The organism is Amphibiibacter pelophylacis (assembly GCF_037688875.1).
Taxonomy (GTDB): domain Bacteria; phylum Pseudomonadota; class Gammaproteobacteria; order Burkholderiales; family Burkholderiaceae_C; genus Amphibiibacter; species Amphibiibacter pelophylacis.
On the sequence record NZ_JAWDIE010000009.1, the window covers coordinates 19,255 to 33,933 of the forward strand.

At 63.1% G+C, this 14,679-nt stretch carries 15 protein-coding genes; 2 read left to right on the forward strand and 13 right to left on the reverse strand.

Features of this window, described 5'->3' with window-relative positions; all coding sequences use genetic code 11:
* Positions 1-3 precede the first annotated feature (3 nt).
* The 10 genes from gmd to RV045_RS07225 form a co-directional block, all read right to left on the reverse strand.
* Positions 4-1,143 carry a GDP-mannose 4,6-dehydratase gene (gene gmd, locus RV045_RS07180; protein WP_423235099.1) on the reverse strand — a complete coding sequence of 380 codons (1,140 nt, stop codon included), beginning with the start codon at positions 1,141-1,143 and terminating at the stop codon, positions 4-6.
* Positions 1,144-1,158: 15 nt separating this feature from the next.
* Positions 1,159-2,136 (reverse strand): GDP-L-fucose synthase, encoded by a 978-nt coding sequence (fcl, locus tag RV045_RS07185; protein WP_423235100.1) that lies wholly within the window; start codon positions 2,134-2,136, stop codon positions 1,159-1,161.
* Positions 2,133-3,581, reverse strand: coding sequence for a mannose-1-phosphate guanylyltransferase/mannose-6-phosphate isomerase (locus tag RV045_RS07190; RefSeq protein ID WP_423235101.1), 1,449 nt, complete (start codon positions 3,579-3,581; stop codon positions 2,133-2,135). The genes fcl and RV045_RS07190 overlap by 4 nt, the downstream gene beginning before the upstream one ends.
* Complete coding sequence (locus RV045_RS07195) at positions 3,578-3,994, reverse strand: MarR family EPS-associated transcriptional regulator (RefSeq protein WP_423235102.1); 417 nt, start codon at positions 3,992-3,994, stop codon at positions 3,578-3,580. The genes RV045_RS07190 and RV045_RS07195 overlap by 4 nt, the downstream gene beginning before the upstream one ends.
* A gap of 108 nt (positions 3,995-4,102) precedes the next feature.
* Positions 4,103-4,648, reverse strand: a complete 546-nt coding sequence (rfaH, locus tag RV045_RS07200; protein WP_423235103.1) for a transcription/translation regulatory transformer protein RfaH — start codon at positions 4,646-4,648, stop codon at positions 4,103-4,105.
* Positions 4,645-5,745: an MraY family glycosyltransferase gene (locus RV045_RS07205; protein ID WP_423235104.1), complete on the reverse strand. Its 1,101-nt coding sequence runs from the start codon at positions 5,743-5,745 to the stop codon at positions 4,645-4,647. The genes rfaH and RV045_RS07205 overlap by 4 nt, the downstream gene beginning before the upstream one ends.
* 89 nt (positions 5,746-5,834) lie before the next feature.
* Positions 5,835-6,473 (reverse strand): hypothetical protein, encoded by a 639-nt coding sequence (locus RV045_RS07210; protein WP_423235105.1) that lies wholly within the window; start codon positions 6,471-6,473, stop codon positions 5,835-5,837.
* Entirely contained in the window at positions 6,470-7,330 is an 861-nt protein-coding gene (locus tag RV045_RS07215; protein ID WP_423235106.1) for a cytolethal distending toxin subunit B family protein, read from the reverse strand. Before RV045_RS07215 ends, RV045_RS07210 begins: the two co-directional genes overlap by 4 nt.
* On the reverse strand, positions 7,327-8,238 hold the full coding sequence (locus RV045_RS07220; protein WP_423235107.1) for a hypothetical protein: 912 nt from the start codon (positions 8,236-8,238) through the stop codon (positions 7,327-7,329). The genes RV045_RS07215 and RV045_RS07220 overlap by 4 nt, the downstream gene beginning before the upstream one ends.
* A gap of 153 nt (positions 8,239-8,391) precedes the next feature.
* Positions 8,392-8,769 carry a thiol-disulfide oxidoreductase DCC family protein gene (locus tag RV045_RS07225; RefSeq protein WP_423235108.1) on the reverse strand — a complete coding sequence of 126 codons (378 nt, stop codon included), beginning with the start codon at positions 8,767-8,769 and terminating at the stop codon, positions 8,392-8,394.
* A 148-nt stretch (positions 8,770-8,917) separates the two neighbouring features.
* Here RV045_RS07225 and RV045_RS07230 point away from each other — a divergent pair, with 148 nt between their 5' ends.
* Positions 8,918-10,576 carry a methyl-accepting chemotaxis protein gene (locus RV045_RS07230; RefSeq protein ID WP_423235109.1) on the forward strand — a complete coding sequence of 553 codons (1,659 nt, stop codon included), beginning with the start codon at positions 8,918-8,920 and terminating at the stop codon, positions 10,574-10,576.
* A gap of 19 nt (positions 10,577-10,595) precedes the next feature.
* Positions 10,596-11,600 carry an NAD(P)H-quinone oxidoreductase gene (locus RV045_RS07235; protein ID WP_423235110.1) on the forward strand — a complete coding sequence of 335 codons (1,005 nt, stop codon included), beginning with the start codon at positions 10,596-10,598 and terminating at the stop codon, positions 11,598-11,600.
* A 17-nt stretch (positions 11,601-11,617) separates the two neighbouring features.
* Here RV045_RS07235 and RV045_RS07240 read toward each other — a convergent pair whose 3' ends face one another.
* Genes RV045_RS07240 through RV045_RS07250 form a run of 3 tightly spaced genes read right to left on the reverse strand, consistent with a single transcriptional unit; the run spans position 11,618 to position 14,671 of the window.
* Entirely contained in the window at positions 11,618-12,622 is a 1,005-nt protein-coding gene (locus tag RV045_RS07240; RefSeq protein WP_423235111.1) for an ABC transporter ATP-binding protein, read from the reverse strand.
* Between the two features lie 42 nt (positions 12,623-12,664).
* Complete coding sequence (locus RV045_RS07245; protein WP_423235112.1) at positions 12,665-13,552, reverse strand: carbohydrate ABC transporter permease; 888 nt, start codon at positions 13,550-13,552, stop codon at positions 12,665-12,667.
* An 18-nt stretch (positions 13,553-13,570) separates the two neighbouring features.
* The gene (locus tag RV045_RS07250; RefSeq protein ID WP_423235113.1) at positions 13,571-14,671 is read right to left on the reverse strand and encodes a carbohydrate ABC transporter permease; all 1,101 of its coding nucleotides are present in this window, start codon (positions 14,669-14,671) and stop codon (positions 13,571-13,573) included.
* Positions 14,672-14,679 lie beyond the last annotated feature (8 nt).

The following is a 14,679-nucleotide window of genomic DNA, read 5'->3' on the forward strand; positions in this document are numbered from 1 at the left end:
AGATTATTCGACGCTGACGTTCACGACAAACCCGTTGGCCTTCAGCAGAGCGTGTTGCTTAGCCGCTTGCAAGTCAGCAGCCACCATTTCGGCGCACATCTGTTGCACCGTGATCTCAGGTGTCCAGCCCAGCTTGGCCTTGGCTTTCGATGGATCGCCGAGCAGGGTTTCCACCTCGGTGGGACGGAAGTAGCGCGGGTCGACGCGTACGACGATCTGCCCGGGTTTGAGCGCTGGCGCTTTGTCGCCCTCAATGCTGTCAATGATCGCGACTTCGTCCACCCCTTGGCCATCAAAGCGCAACTTGACGCCCAGTTCAGCAGCCGACCATTCAATGAACTGGCGCACGCTATATTGGACACCGGTCGCAATCACATAATCTTCAGGCTTCTCTTGCTGCAGCATCATCCACTGCATGCGCACATAGTCTTTGGCATGGCCCCAGTCACGCAGCGCATCCATATTGCCCATGTACAGGCATGGCTCCAAGCCCTGAGCAATGTTCGCCAATCCGCGGGTGATTTTGCGAGTCACGAAGGTTTCGCCGCGACGTGGACTCTCGTGGTTGAAAAGAATACCGTTGCAGGCGTAAATGCCATAAGCCTCGCGGTAGTTCACAACGATCCAGTACGCGTACATTTTGGCCACAGCATAGGGGCTGCGAGGATAAAACGGCGTGGTTTCCTTTTGTGGAATTTCTTGCACCAAGCCGTACAGCTCGCTGGTACTGGCTTGATAGAAGCGCGTCTTTTTCTCAAGGCCCAATATCCGAATGGCTTCGAGAATACGCAGCGTGCCAATGCCGTCAACGTCTGCCGTGTATTCAGGGCTTTCGAACGACACGGCCACATGGCTCATGGCACCGAGGTTGTAAATCTCGTCTGGCTGAGTTTCCTGAATAATGCGCACTAGGTTGCTGGTGTCGGACAAATCACCGTAGTGCAACTTGAAGCACGCATTGTCGATATGAGGGTCTTGGTAGATGTGGTCGATGCGCTGGGTGTTGAACAAGCTACCCCTGCGTTTAATGCCGTGGACGATGTAACCTTTTTCAAGCAGAAACTCGGCGAGGTAGGAACCATCTTGACCCGTGATGCCGGTAATGAGGGCCACTTTTGGGGTTGCACTGGGTGTTGTCATCATTTGTTTTCTCTATGTTTATGCGGCGTAACGGGCCAAAAAGTCTTCGTAGGCGACTTTCAGGCCTACTTCAAGTCCGACCTGTGCTTGCCAGCCCAATGCGTTAAGACGGGTGCTGTCCATGAGCTTGCGCGGCGCACCGTCAGGCTTAGTAGGGTCAGTGTGGATGGGGCCGGTGTAGCCCACGGTTCGAGCCACGGTTTGTGCCATTTCCAAGATGGTCACGTCTTCCCCACAGCCCACGTTAATGTGGCTGAGCATGGGCTGGGTGTACTGGCTATAGGTGGCTTGGGGCAAGTTCATGACGTGCACACTGGCTGCTGCCATGTCGTCCACATACAAGAATTCGCGCTTGGGTGTGCCGGTGCCCCAGATGGTGACGCTGGGCGCCTGGCTGACCTTGGCTTCATGGAAGCGACGAATCAGCGCCGGAATGACGTGAGAGTTCTCTGGGTGGTAGTTGTCGCCAGGGCCGTAGAGGTTGGTGGGCATAACGCTGCGGTAGTCCACCCCATGGCTTTGGCCGTACTGCCGGTTGTAGCTTTCGCACAGCTTGATGCCAGCAATCTTGGCAATGGCGTAGGGCTCGTTGGTGGGTTCCAGCGGGCCTGTCAGTAAGGCGTCTTCGCGCATGGGCTGATCTGCCAGCTTGGGGTAGATACAGCTTGAACCCAGGAAAAGCAGCTTTTGCACGCCATTGCGAAAGGCCGCATCGATGACGTTAGCCTGCATCGTCAGGTTTTGATAGATGAATTCGGCCGGATATGTGTTGTTTGCGTGTATGCCGCCCACTTTGGCTGCAGCGAGATAGACTTGATCAGGGTTTTCGATAGCAAAAAACTGGTTAACATCCACCTGATTAGTTAAGTCCAGTTTGGTATGCGTACGTGTGACGATGCGCTCGGCCGGGTGGCCATTCGATAACAGATGGCGCACGATGGCTGAGCCCACCATTCCACGGTGGCCAGCGACGTAGATTTTAGAATGTTGGTTCACGGTTTTGCACGCCCGTAAGTATCGTCAAAACGAATGATGTCGTCTTCTCCTAGGTAGCTGCCAGACTGCACTTCGATGATTTCGAGTGGTATTGTGCCGGGGTTGGCTAGGCGATGAACCTCGCCTAGCGGTATGTAGGTGGATTGGTTTTCTGTAAGGGTCAGCACCCGGTCACCGTTGGTGATTTCGGCGGTGCCCGTCACCACAATCCAGTGTTCGGCACGGTGATGGTGTTTTTGCAAGCTGAGGCTGGCTTTAGGCTTGACCTGAATGCGTTTAACCTTGAATCGACCCCCCTCGTCTATGCTATCGTACCAACCCCAGGGGCGATGCACTTTTCGATGCAGCGTGTGCTCTTCTCGCTTTGTTTTCTGCAGCTGGTTGACGATATGTTTAACGTCTTGGCTGCGGGATTTATCGGCAACCAAGACGGCGTCGGGCGTTTCCACCACGATCAGGTTTTCTACACCGACCAAGCTGACAAGGCGGCTTGTTGCATGCACCAAGGTATTGCGGCTGTCGGTGGTCAGTACATCACCTAAGTGCGCATTGCCAGCTTCGTCTTTTGGCAAGACATTCCAGACGGCATCCCAAGCCCCCAGGTCATTCCAACCTGCGTCTAGCGGGACCATCTTGATGGGGAAGTTGCTGCCCGGGCAGTGTTCCATGGCTGCGTAATCTACTGACTCGGAGGAGATGGCAGCGAATTCAGCCTTGCCCGGGCGAGTAAATGCATTGTCAGCGCTGCGCTTGTCCCAAGCGGCCTGCGTGGCTTGTAGAATATCTGGTCGGAACTGTTCGAGCGCCTTCAGCCAAGCAGAGGATTTGAGCACGAAGATGCCAGCATTCCAGTAGTAGCCGCCTTCGTTCAGATAGTTTTCGGCTGTGGGGGCGTCTGGTTTCTCAACAAAGCGACGGACATTATGTATGCCGGCATTCTCTTCAGGTTGGTTGATTTGGATATAGCCATAACCAGTCTCTGGCTTGTTCGGCATCACACCCAAAATGACGATGGTCCCGTTGGCAGCCTCTGCCACTGCTTGTTGCATGGCGGAAGTGAAGGAGTCAGCTTTCACCACGGTTTGATCAGCTGGCGTGACGACCAAAACAGGGTCAGCTCCGTCTTCCATGGCTGCTAGTGCCGCCAATGTGAGTGCAGGTGCAGTATTTCTGCCCACGGGTTCCAAAAGCGCACATCCGAGTTCAACGCCGATTTCGCGAAGTTGCTCTGCAGCGAGAAACCGATGGTCTTCACCGGTAACGATGAGGGGTGATGCGACCTGTATCTGTGCATTGCCTAGATTTCCTAGGCGCAAAGCGGCTTGTTGAAACAAACTTTTATCGCCTGTTAAACACAGAAACTGCTTAGGGAAACCAGTGCGCGACAGTGGCCACAAACGGGTTCCTGAACCACCGCAGAGAATTACAGGGGTAACGTTGATCATGCTTTTTGAGTTCTTTCTTCGCTGGCTTTTTCAACTTCAGACACCAAGGCTTCAATTTCGCCCTTCAGCGCCTCGTATTCATCCATCTTGCGCTGCAAGAACCGGTGGGCAATATCGGCTTTCTCTGCCATGCCAGTTGGGGTCAGCACATAAACGTAGCCAAACTTGTTCTTGGAAGTGGCGAAGTTTTTCATCTTCACCAAGCCCTTTTCCATCAGCGCTTTCAGACAGTAATTCAACCCACCTACACTGATTCCCAGTTGCTCGGCCAGCTCTCGCTGGGTCAAGTCAGGGTTGTCTTGCAGAATGCGCATGATCCGGAAATGCGTGTCTTCCTGGATCTTGGCTTGGCGGCTGGTCATGCTTATGGGGCTGTTTTGTGTTGGCGTGAAAGCTGAATCGGCTTTGTGCACGCTACCGCCGTGCCGTGACACGCTCGGCAGCGCGATGCGTGCGCATCCGTTCAACATTGAACACATTCTAGCGCCTGCCAACTGCGCTCGGCCGAAAAAAACTGCCAACTACTCCACCCTCGCCAAGTCTCCCGCATCCACCCGCATCTCGACCTTCCTGCTCATGATCTCCAGCAGAATCAGCGCCCTCCGTTCAGCGTCCGCTGTCTGGTAGATGGCTTCGATGCCGGCAAACGGCCCTCGCGTGATGACGACGGTTTCGCCGCTGTGGAACAGCGCTTCCAGTGGTCTGGCCTGCTCACGCTCGCGCAGAAGGTCCACCAGCGCATCATCCACGCGCGCGGTTTGCGTGCCAAAGCGCACCAGCTGGCTCACGCCCAAGGTCGAGCGGATCGGCGCCCAGCTCTTGGCCTGATCGCTGCTGTCCAGCTGGATGAAGAGGTAGCGGGGGAACATGGCCTCGGTCACCACGAGCGCCTTGCCACGCCGCACGCGCTCAATGCGCATCTGAGGCAGGTAGCAAGCGTAACCTTGACGCTCCAGATTCGTCAGGGCGATGGTCTCCTGGCGGGGTTTGGTGTGAACCAGGTACCAGAATGTCGTGAGGGTGGCAGTGCTCTCAGCGGTGCCAGGAGCCGTTGCCGTCTCGCTCAACTCAGCCTCCACCCAAACCTCACCACCCTCACATAAACCAGGTGGTACACCGCCGCACACAGTGCGAAACTCAGCACCAGCAGCGCCGTCGAGTGATAAAACAGCAGCGCACAGGCGCAGGGCAGCGCGCAGTAGGCCCACAACGGGGGGCTGGTCATGCCGTTCTGGAAGGGCTGTGAGTAGCCCTTGAACCAACGGCGTGCGATGCGGCCGTAGATCAGGTGGTGCAGGTGCGCCTTGTCGGGTTGGCCGGGATGGTGGCCGTCGCGCTTGTGGCGGCGCCAGATGCTGGCGAAGACCTCGATGCTGGGGTAGCCGCAGATCAGTACGCCCGTCCAGACCGACACTCCTTCGTTGCGCATGGGCAGCATCACGGTCAGCCACGCCAGCAGAAAGCCCGCCAGGTAGGCACCGCCATCGCCCAGGAAAATCTTCCCCCAGGGGAAGTTCATGGCGCCAAAGCCCAGCATGACAGCGGCCAGGGTCAGGGCGATCTGGGCGAGCACCGGGTCGTCGACCTGCAGTGCGACCAGCGCCACGGTCCCAAAGCACAGCACCAGCGTGCCCGACGACAGGCCGTTAAAGCCGTCAACGATGTTGACTGCGTTGGCGATGCCGCCCACGCAGAAGGCGGTGAACAGCACCGAGAACGGCAGCCACAGCAGCAGCCAGTCCAGGCCCCAGGTGTTGGCGTGGGTCAGGTGATAGTCGGTCAGCCACCAGGCCAGCACGCCGCTGCCTATGGTGGCCCACAGCCGGGTCCGTACGCTGATGCGCTTGGTGATGTCCTCGGCCATGCCAAAGCCGAAGCACGGCAGGCTGGCAACCAGCATCTGCAACATCAGCATCACGTCTTCGTTGAAAGGGTCACCACCCCGCCCGCGCATTTGGGCGCCCAGGGCCGCAATCAGGCCGAACATCAGGGCGACGCCGCCGATGCGCGGGGTGGGCGTGCGGTGCATTTTCTGCACGCCGGACAGGCCGTCCATGCTGAAGCGGCCGTGCCAGCCCTGGGTCAGCACCAGAATGGCGGCGGTGGCAAAGGCCACGACTCCGCTCAGGCAGATGCTGGACCAGTCGAGTGTGTGGGTTGTCATGACGGTGTCTTGAAAAGGCCCCTGCCGGGACGATCCATCGGCAGAGGCCTTGCTGGCATTTTAGCGGTTCTGCCCGCTAAAGTGTTGCGTCAGAACGGCGCTTCCAGCAGCACCTGATCGCTGCCCAACTCGGGGTTGATCTGCCACAGCTGGAGGGCGGGCACCTCCTGCAGCGGGTTGGCGAGGTCGGCCACGCAGTCGACCAGGCCGAAGCGGGCGCTGCTCTCGGTCTCGGTGATGGCGTTGACGCAGCGGTTTTCCGACACCGAGTACAGCTGCACGGCGCCTGTGGTGCTCGGGATGAAGGCGAACTGCTGCCGCTGGCTGCCCGGCACGCAGCCGATGGTGGTGATGCGCTTGTCATCGCCGACCGCCTTGCACTGGCCGGTGTGGTCTTCCAGCATCACTTTGCCAAAAACCCAGGCTTTGCCCGTGAAGGTGATGTCGTTCGAGACCTCGTGCACGATCAGGTTCTGCGCGTCGAAATCGGTCTCCTCCTGGTAACGGCCCAAGGCAAAGCCCAGCGCCACATTGCGCAGCGCCACGCGCGTGATCGAAGGCAGCGGGTCGGGCGGCGCGCCACCCGCATTGCTGCCGTCTGGCGTCGTGCCGGGCTGTCCGGCTTGGCCGGGTTGGCCGGGCTGAGCCGGAAAAGGGGGAAGCACGCTGTTCTGCGCGCAGGCGGCCAGCAGCGCGCTGGCCAGCAGGGAGAGGGTGAGGCGCTTCATCGCTGGGCTCCTGAGCCGGTGGGGTTGAAAAAGACCGGGAAGTGGTCGGACGAGAGCTGCGTCGTGCGCCGCCGCGATGGCGTTAGCGAAGCGGCCAGCCCGTCCGGAATCACACCGACGGCGTTGCCCAGCACGGCGTAATCCAGCGTGTTGCCCTGGCGCTGGGTGGGCGCGCCCGGGTCCAGCACGCGGGTGTGGTTGCGCGCGGGCGCTTCCAGCTCGGCGCGCAGGCGGCCGGGCGGGCGGTTGAAATCGGCCAGCAGCATCCAGTTCGTGGCCTGCCACTGCGGATTCGGGTGGTTCTGGAAGAAATCGTGCACTGATTCGACCATCGCTTCCGCGTCCGGGCCGCCGCTGGCCAGCGCGTGGCCGCTCAGGAAGGCGTCGTTGCCGATGCGTATGCCCAGAACGGGGCGGCTGACCGTGGTGCTGGGCGGCACGACGAAGACGTCGTCGGCCTGCCGGTTGCTGACCAGCGCCAGGTTGACGCGGCGCGCGCCCGTGTCAATGTCGGCGAAGTAGATGAACAGGGTTCCCGGATCGCTGGCGCCGCGCAGTGTGCCCAGCGTCCAGCGCAGCTCGCGCACGGGCGTGCCCCGCCCCAGCACTCGGCCGGTATCGACGGCGTTGAAGGGCGGCTGGCCGGCCTCCTGGACGGCCAGGATGTCGACGGCTTCGGCGCCGGAAACCAGCTGGCGCACGTTCACGTTCCATTTGCTTTCGGTGCTGGCCGACGCGCCCTGCAGGTTCCAGGTGGCGGTGCGGAAATCCTTCGGATCAGCGTGCGCCGCACAGCTGCAGGCCAGCAGGGCGGCGGCCAGCGCGGCGCGGGCGGGGATCAGGGTGTGCGGCTTCATCGCGCGGCTCCTTGCTGTTGTGCGGCCGGCGGCGGGCCGTTCGGGTGGTCGGGATCAAAGGCCGGTGGTGTGGGCGAAGGCCGGATCTCGGCCTTGGCGGTGTGCGCGAACGCGTTGCTGATGGGCGCCGAGAAGCTCCAGATGAACTCCGGGTTGACGTGGCCGTGATCGTTGGTGACCAGGGAACAGTCGTTCAGGGCGATCGCCCGCGCCCAGCGCGAGGAATGCGACATGTCGGTGTTTTCCAGGCGCACGCACTGGCCGGTGAAGCGCGACTGCAGGACGAAGCCGCCGCCCGACACAGGCAGCAGCGAGAAATCGCCCCGCTCGTCGCGGCAGAAGGCCTTGTCCTGCGCTAGAAAGGGGAAGGGAAAGCGCGTCGTTTCGCCCGAACTGTCGCGCTGGCCGATGCAGCTGCCCAGCTGCACGTTGCGAATGCGCACGCGGCCGGGCCGGGTGCCGGGCTCCATCGTCCACTCGCGCAGGTCGTCAAAGCCGCTTGCCGTGTCGCGCGGGAAATAGCCCCACAGCGCTTCGTTGGGGCGGCGCGACCACGCCGTCATCAGGCGTCCGAACTGCGACATCAGGGTGAACTGCGCCGGATCGGCCGGACGCGGCACCCGGATGGGTGCATTGCTCGGCGATGGCGCCGTGCCAGCCACGAGAGGCCCGGGCCGCGGCAGACCGGCTTCGGCGGGATCGACCAGCGGGACACCCGCCTGCGGCGGCGGAAAATCACCCCGGTCGGCCAGGGGCGCCATCTGTATGGCCAGGTCGTCGTCTGCGGGGGCGGCCCAGGCCGTCAGGCTGGCTGACGTCAGCAGGGCCAGCACGGGCAGCAGAGCGCTGTGGGTCCGTGGCGCCACGGTGCCCCGGCGGCGATTGCGGGACTGCGTCTGTGGAATCATTTCTCATCCTTCGTCTTCGTTGCAGGAAACGGACGGCTGTTAAAAACAGACGCCACCTGTGAACTATCGACGGATGAGAATTATTCTTAAGTATTTTTGTGACAATTTCCCGAAATTGACGCGCTGCAACGTCAGATCGGGCTCAAGTCGGGCTCAATCCCGCCGGGCCCACGCCTGCAGCCGGGGCCGCAACGGCAGGAAAAGCCGATAGGCGCCCTCCGCCAGCCACGACACCGGCGGCACACCCGCAACATGCCCCAGCCAGCGCCAGCCCGGCAGCGAACGCCACAGGCGCGCAAAAGCGGCGGCGCCATCCAGAAGCTGGCCCTGCGCGTCGCGCACGTGAAAGCGGCGCATCGCCAGTTCGCACGTCAGGCCATCGCCACACGGTTCGCCCCGGCTGACGTCCACCCACGCGATGGGCTGCAGCGGGCGCAGCCGCTGATAAAAAGCGATTTCGCGGCGGCACAGCGGACAGCTGCCGTCGAAGTAGACGGTGAGCGCGGGGGCGGTGTCAGCGGGGCTGGGCATGTCGGGCGTCCTGTGCAGCGAAGAGACGCAGGCATCGTGCCATTGTTGGCGTGCGGGGCGTGGGCCGGACTCAAAAGGCGCTCCAGAAAACGGCGATACCGCCGATACGCCTACGACATCCACCCGTATTCTCTCGATAGGCCCGATCATGAAATGGAATCTGCGCATCTCTCACCTGCTGGGACTGCAGGCCGCCCTGTCCGTTCTGGCGATTGCGCTGGTGCTCGGCGTGTCGCTGTGGGGGCTCAAGGCGAACGAGGACAACGCCGGGCGCGTTTACGTCGCCAAGGACGTGGCCGCCGACATCCTGCCGCCGCCGCTGTATCTGATCGAAATGCGCCTGGGCCTGTCCCGCGTGGAAGACGGGACGATGACGCCGCAGGAGCTGGCCACAGACGTGGATCGCCTGGCCAAGGAATACGAGGCGCGTGAACAGTACTGGCGCGCCCACCCGCCTTATGGTCTGGAGGCCCAGCTGCTGGGCCCGCAGCACGAGGCTGCGCTGCGCTTCATCGCGGCCGCCCGCGAAGTGGCCCGGGTGGCGGGCAGCGGGGATCGCGCCACCATCCACGCCGCCATCGGCCGCGCGCACCAGATTTACCAGCAGCACCGCGCCGGGGTCGATGCCACGGTGGCCGAAGCCGCACGCTTCAGCGATGCGACCATGGCCGCTTCGACCCGGACCAGCACCTGGGTGGAATGGATCGCGCTGGGCGCAGGCGCCCTGGCGCTGCTGGCCCTGTCGGCGCTGGCCTTGTGGGTGCGCGGCCGCATCCTGGAGCCGGTGAGCGAATCGCTGGCCATTTCGCAGCGCATCGCGCAGGGCGATCTGTCGCAGCCGATTGCCACCGATCGCCCCGGCGAGCTGGGCGAGCTGCTGCGCGCCCTGAGCGCCATGCAGGACGCGCTGATCGACATCGTCAGCCAGGTGCGCACCGCCACCGACGGCATCAATGTGGCGTCCAGCGAAATCGCCACCGGCAACCTGGACCTGTCCAACCGCACCGAACAGGCCGCGTCGCGCCTGCAGGACACGTCCGGATCGATGAGCCAGCTCAGCAGCCACGTGCGCCACAGCGCCGATGCCGCCCAGCAGGCCAACCGTCTGGCGCAGGACGCCACCGGCATCGCCCGTCGCGGCGGCGAAGTCGTCGAACAGGTGGTCAGCACCATGACCGGCATCAGCGAGAGCAGCCGCCGCATCGCCGACATCATCGGGGTGATCGATGGCATCGCCTTCCAGACCAACATCCTGGCGCTCAATGCCGCCGTGGAGGCCGCCCGTGCGGGCGAGCAGGGCCGCGGCTTCGCCGTCGTGGCGGGCGAAGTGCGCAGCTTGGCGCAGCGCAGCGCGGGCGCGGCGCGCGAGATCAAAGACCTGATCGGCCACAGTGTCGAGCGCGTGGACGCGGGCAGCCGCCTGGTCGCCGATGCGGGCAGCACCATGCGCGACATCGTCGCGGCGGTCGGCCAGGTGACGGGCGTGATCGGCGAAATCACCACGGCGTCTGGCGAGCAGAGCGAGGGCATCGGCCGCGTCAACGACGCCGTCGCCGAGCTGGACCAGATGACGCAGCAGAACGCTGCGCTGGTCGAGGAAAGCGCCGCTGCGGCGCAGAACCTCAGCGATCAGGCCAAGCGCCTGGCCACGCTGGTCGAGGTCTTCCGCCTGAGGGGCCACGGACAAGGCAGCAGCCCGCTGCGTCCAGGTCAGAGGGCCACCCCCGCCGATCTGGCCGCGCAGGCGGTGGGCCAGGCGCGCTACACGTCGGCGCAGTCTGCGGGCCACGCGGCGAGCACCTCCTGAGGGGCCGTATCATCGCGGGATGAATACTGACTTCATCTCCTACATGGACCACGGCGCGGGCGGCCCGCCCGAGGTGCTGCACACCGCCACCCGGCCGCGCCAGACGCCGCAGGGCCAGCAGGTCGAAATCGCTGTCGCCTTTGCGGGCGTCAACCGCCCGGACGTGCTGCAGCGCTCGGGCCTCTACCCGCCCCCGCCCGGCGCCAGCCCGCATCTCGGCCTGGAAGTGTCCGGGCGCATCGTGGCGGTCGGCGACGGCGTACAGCGCTGGCGGGTGGGCGACCGCGTCTGCGCCCTGACGCCCGGCGGCGGCTACGCCAGCCACGTGCTGGCCGACGAGCGGCACTGCCTGCCCGTCCCGGACGGCATGGATCTACGCCACGCCGCCGCGCTGCCCGAAACCTTCTTCACCGTCTGGACCAACGTCTTCGAGCGAGCGCACCTGCGCCCGGGCGAGCGCCTGCTGGTCAAAGGCGGATCGGGCGGCATCGGCCAGACAGCGATCGCGCTGGGCGCGGCCTTCGGCGCCGAAGTCTGGGCGACGGCGGGCAGCGCCGCCAAAGCGCAGGCCTGCCGCGAGGCGGGCGCGCAGCACGTCATCCTCTACCGCGAGACGGATTTTGTGGACGCCATCACAACCGGCACGGGCGGAGCGGGCGTGGACGTGATCCTGGACATGGTCGGCGGCGCCGACATCGCCCGCCACCTGCGCTGCCTGGCGCTGGAGGGGCGGCTGGTGCAGATTGCCTTCCTGGAAGGCAGCCGCGCCGAGATCGATCTGATGCCGGTGATGCTCAAACGCCTGACGCTGACGGGCTCGACGCTGCGCCCGCGCTCGGACGACGACAAGGCCGCCATCGCCCGCGCCCTGGAAGAGCGCGTCTGGCCGCTGCTCGCCCAAGGTCGCGGCCTGCCGCGCATCGATGCCGAATTCCCGCTGGCCGAAGCAGCCAAGGCGCACACGCTGATGGAGAGCGGCGCGCACATCGGCAAGATCGTGTTGCGGGTGGGGGACGGGGATTGATCCTCGCCCTGATCTGATCAGCCCTGCAGCCGGGCGTTGCCTTGGAAGCGGTGCTCGCAGCCTGCGCGGGGGCTGATCCGGATGGATTGCCCGACGCGGTAATCCAGCGCGCCTTCGGTGCGCACCGTCATCGAACCCACGCCGGTGATTTCGGCGTAGAGCACTGTATCGGCGCCCAGGTGTTCGATGTGGCGCACCGTGGCGGGCCAGCGCCCGGTGTCCGTCGAGACGTCCAGGTGCTCGGGGCGCACGCCGTAGACTTCACAGCCCATGTCGCGGGCCAGATTGCCCTCGAAAAGGTTCATGCTGGGCGCCCCGATGAATCCGGCGACAAAGGGGCTTTTGGGCTCGCGGTAGAGATCCATGGGCGCGCCGACCTGTTCGACCCGGCCCTTGTTGAGCACCACGATCTGGTCGGCCATGGTCATGGCTTCGACCTGGTCGTGGGTGACGTAAATCATGGTGGCGCCGATTTTTCGGTGCAGGTCGGCCAGTTCCACGCGCATCTGGCCGCGCAGCGAGGCATCGAGGTTGGAGAGCGGTTCGTCGAAGAGGAAGACCGACGGATTGCGCACGATGGCCCGGCCGATGGCCACGCGCTGGCGTTGCCCACCCGACAGCGCCTTGGGCGTGCGGTCCAGCAGGTGCTCGAGCTGCAGGATTTCGGCGGCGTGCTTCACCTTCTGCTCGATTTCGGCCTTGGGCCGCCTGGCGATGGTCAGGCCGAAGGCGATGTTTTCGGCCACCGTCATGTGCGGGTAGAGCGCATACGACTGAAACACCATGGCGATGCCGCGCTCGGCCGGTTCCAGCTCGGTCACGTCGCGGTCGCCAATGAAAATCTGCCCGCCGCTGGCGGCTTCCAGACCGGCCACCATGCGCAGCAGCGTGGATTTGCCGCAGCCCGACGGGCCCACCAGCACGGTGAACGATCCGGCCGGGATTTCAACATCCAGACCTGGAATCACGGTCACGCCGGACGAATAAGATTTGGTGATGCCTTTGAGGCGGACGGGATGCATGGCAGTTCTTTCTTGTGCGTCGCTAAATGGCGCGTCAGCGCGTCAGCCTTTGACGCCGGTCGAGGCGATCGAGGCAATGAAGGCCCTTTGCAGGCTGAGGTAAAACAGCAGGACAGGAATGGTGATGACGCTGAGGTAAGCCATCATTTCTCCCCACGCGATATTGAGCTGGAAGAAATACTGCAGGCCGACCATGATGGGCCGGTACTGCTCGGCCTGTGCGGTCATGACGGGCCACAGATACTGGTTGTACATGGCCAGAAACTTCAGGATGGCCGCCGTGGCAAACACTGGCCCAGCCAGAGGAACTACCACGCGGCGGTAAATCTGAAAATAGCTGGCGCCATCCACCCGGGCGGCTTCGACCAGATCGCGCGGCAGATCGCGGAAATACTGCACGAACAGGAATATCGTCAGCGCATCAGCTATGAAAGGAATAATCTGCACATGGTAAGAATTCAGCCAGCCGAATTCGATGCCATTCATGCCGATCCAGGGCAGCTTGTTGACGATGAGCAGCAGCGGAATCGCAATCGATTCAAACGGGACAATGAATGTGGCCAGAATCACCGCCATCATCACATTCTTGCCGGGAAACTCCAGAAACACGAATGCGAAGGCCGCCATCGAGCAGATGGCCAGTGACAGCACCATGGTCACGCCCGTGACCAGCAGCGAGTTGAAAATGAAGTGGGCGATGGGCACCCGGTTGAAGGCGGCGCTGTAATTCTCCAGCGAGACATCGCCCACCGGCAGGAAGGCGCGCAGCGAAGTCGCGTCCTGCAGCAGCTGCAGATCGGGCTTGAGCGAGGACACGATCATGAACACGACCGGGAAAATAAACACCAGCGCGATCCAGCACAGCAGCACGTAATTCAGCGCCTTGCTGGCCCACTGGGGCGCCCGGGAATGCGTCATGGAATGGGACATGGGGATCTCCTTGGCGGGTCAGCGGGTTTTTTCGCGCGTCAGCCAGCGCTGGCCCAGCGATATCACCAGAACGATCAGGAACAGCAGCACGCTGATGGCCGAACCGCCGGCGATGTCCTGGTTTTCATACCCGCGCTGCACGGCCTGGAAAACCAGCGACTGGGTGGAGTCCAGCGGCCCGCCTTTGGTCATGACGTCGATCTGCGGGTACAGCGTGAAGGCCTGCATGGTGATCACCACCATCACCAGGATCGCGGTATTGCGCAGCCCGGGCCAGGTGACATAGCGGAACACCTGCCAGCGCGAGGCGCCTTCCAGCGCCGCCGCTTCATACAGCGTGGAGGGAATCGTCTGCAATCCGGACAGCCAGACGATCATATGGAATCCCACCCCCTGCCAGACCGACATGGCCATAATCGACCACAGCGCGGTCGAGGGCTGACCCAGCCAGTCCACGGGCTGGATATGGCCAAAAGACAGCATGCCCAGCAGCGCATTCAGCAGGCCCGAATCGGCCGAGTAAATAAAACGCCACAAAAAGGCCACCACCACCATGGAAATCACCACGGGCATGAAATAGATGGTGCGAAACACGTTAATGCCCCACAAAGGCCGGTTGATCAGCAGCGCCAGCAGCAAAGCCAGCCCGGCCTGGACAGGCGCCACCACGATCACGAAAAGCGCGGTATTGACCAGGGCTTTCATGAAGAGGACATCGCTGGCCAGCACATAGACGCGCTGGTCGCCCGTCCAGTCAAAGTGAAACCATTCTTTTTTGCGGTCCAGGTGGGGGTATTCCGGATTGCCGCGCGTGTACTGGCGCAGAGAGGGGTATTGCGGCTGGCCGCTGTCGTCGCGCACGGTCTGGCCCTGCGCGTCTTTTTCGGGCGCCAGCACCAGCGTGCCCAGGCCCAGCATCTGGCGGTAGTTGTCCAGCCCGACATACTCGGTCGGGTTGGGCGACACCAGGCGCTGGTTGGTGAACGACATGGCAAAAGCCAGCACAAAGGGCAGGATCAGGAAGACCGCCATCAGAATCATGGCGGGCGACACCATGAGCAGACCGGCCCGGCGGGCGCGTGCGGCGCCGGGAGCGGAACGGGGAACGGACTGGCTCATGGGGTTCT

What these genes read in the sequence shown, in the direction of transcription:
- gmd (WP_423235099.1), bottom strand. Translation starts at nt 1,143, where the DNA reads ATGATGACAACACCCAGTGCAACCCCAAAAGTGGCCCTCATTACCGGC.
- RV045_RS07190 (WP_423235101.1), bottom strand. Translation starts at nt 3,581, where the DNA reads ATGATCAACGTTACCCCTGTAATTCTCTGCGGTGGTTCAGGAACCCGT.
- RV045_RS07205 (WP_423235104.1), bottom strand. Translation starts at nt 5,745, where the DNA reads ATGACAACCCACACACTCGACTGGTCCAGCATCTGCCTGAGCGGAGTC.
- RV045_RS07210 (WP_423235105.1), bottom strand. Translation starts at nt 6,473, where the DNA reads ATGAAGCGCCTCACCCTCTCCCTGCTGGCCAGCGCGCTGCTGGCCGCC.
- RV045_RS07215 (WP_423235106.1), bottom strand. Translation starts at nt 7,330, where the DNA reads ATGAAGCCGCACACCCTGATCCCCGCCCGCGCCGCGCTGGCCGCCGCC.
- RV045_RS07220 (WP_423235107.1), bottom strand. Translation starts at nt 8,238, where the DNA reads ATGATTCCACAGACGCAGTCCCGCAATCGCCGCCGGGGCACCGTGGCG.
- RV045_RS07225 (WP_423235108.1), bottom strand. Translation starts at nt 8,769, where the DNA reads ATGCCCAGCCCCGCTGACACCGCCCCCGCGCTCACCGTCTACTTCGAC.
- RV045_RS07230 (WP_423235109.1), top strand. Translation starts at nt 8,918, where the DNA reads ATGAAATGGAATCTGCGCATCTCTCACCTGCTGGGACTGCAGGCCGCC.
- RV045_RS07235 (WP_423235110.1), top strand. Translation starts at nt 10,596, where the DNA reads ATGAATACTGACTTCATCTCCTACATGGACCACGGCGCGGGCGGCCCG.
- RV045_RS07240 (WP_423235111.1), bottom strand. Translation starts at nt 12,622, where the DNA reads ATGCATCCCGTCCGCCTCAAAGGCATCACCAAATCTTATTCGTCCGGC.
- RV045_RS07245 (WP_423235112.1), bottom strand. Translation starts at nt 13,552, where the DNA reads ATGTCCCATTCCATGACGCATTCCCGGGCGCCCCAGTGGGCCAGCAAG.
- RV045_RS07250 (WP_423235113.1), bottom strand. Translation starts at nt 14,671, where the DNA reads ATGAGCCAGTCCGTTCCCCGTTCCGCTCCCGGCGCCGCACGCGCCCGC.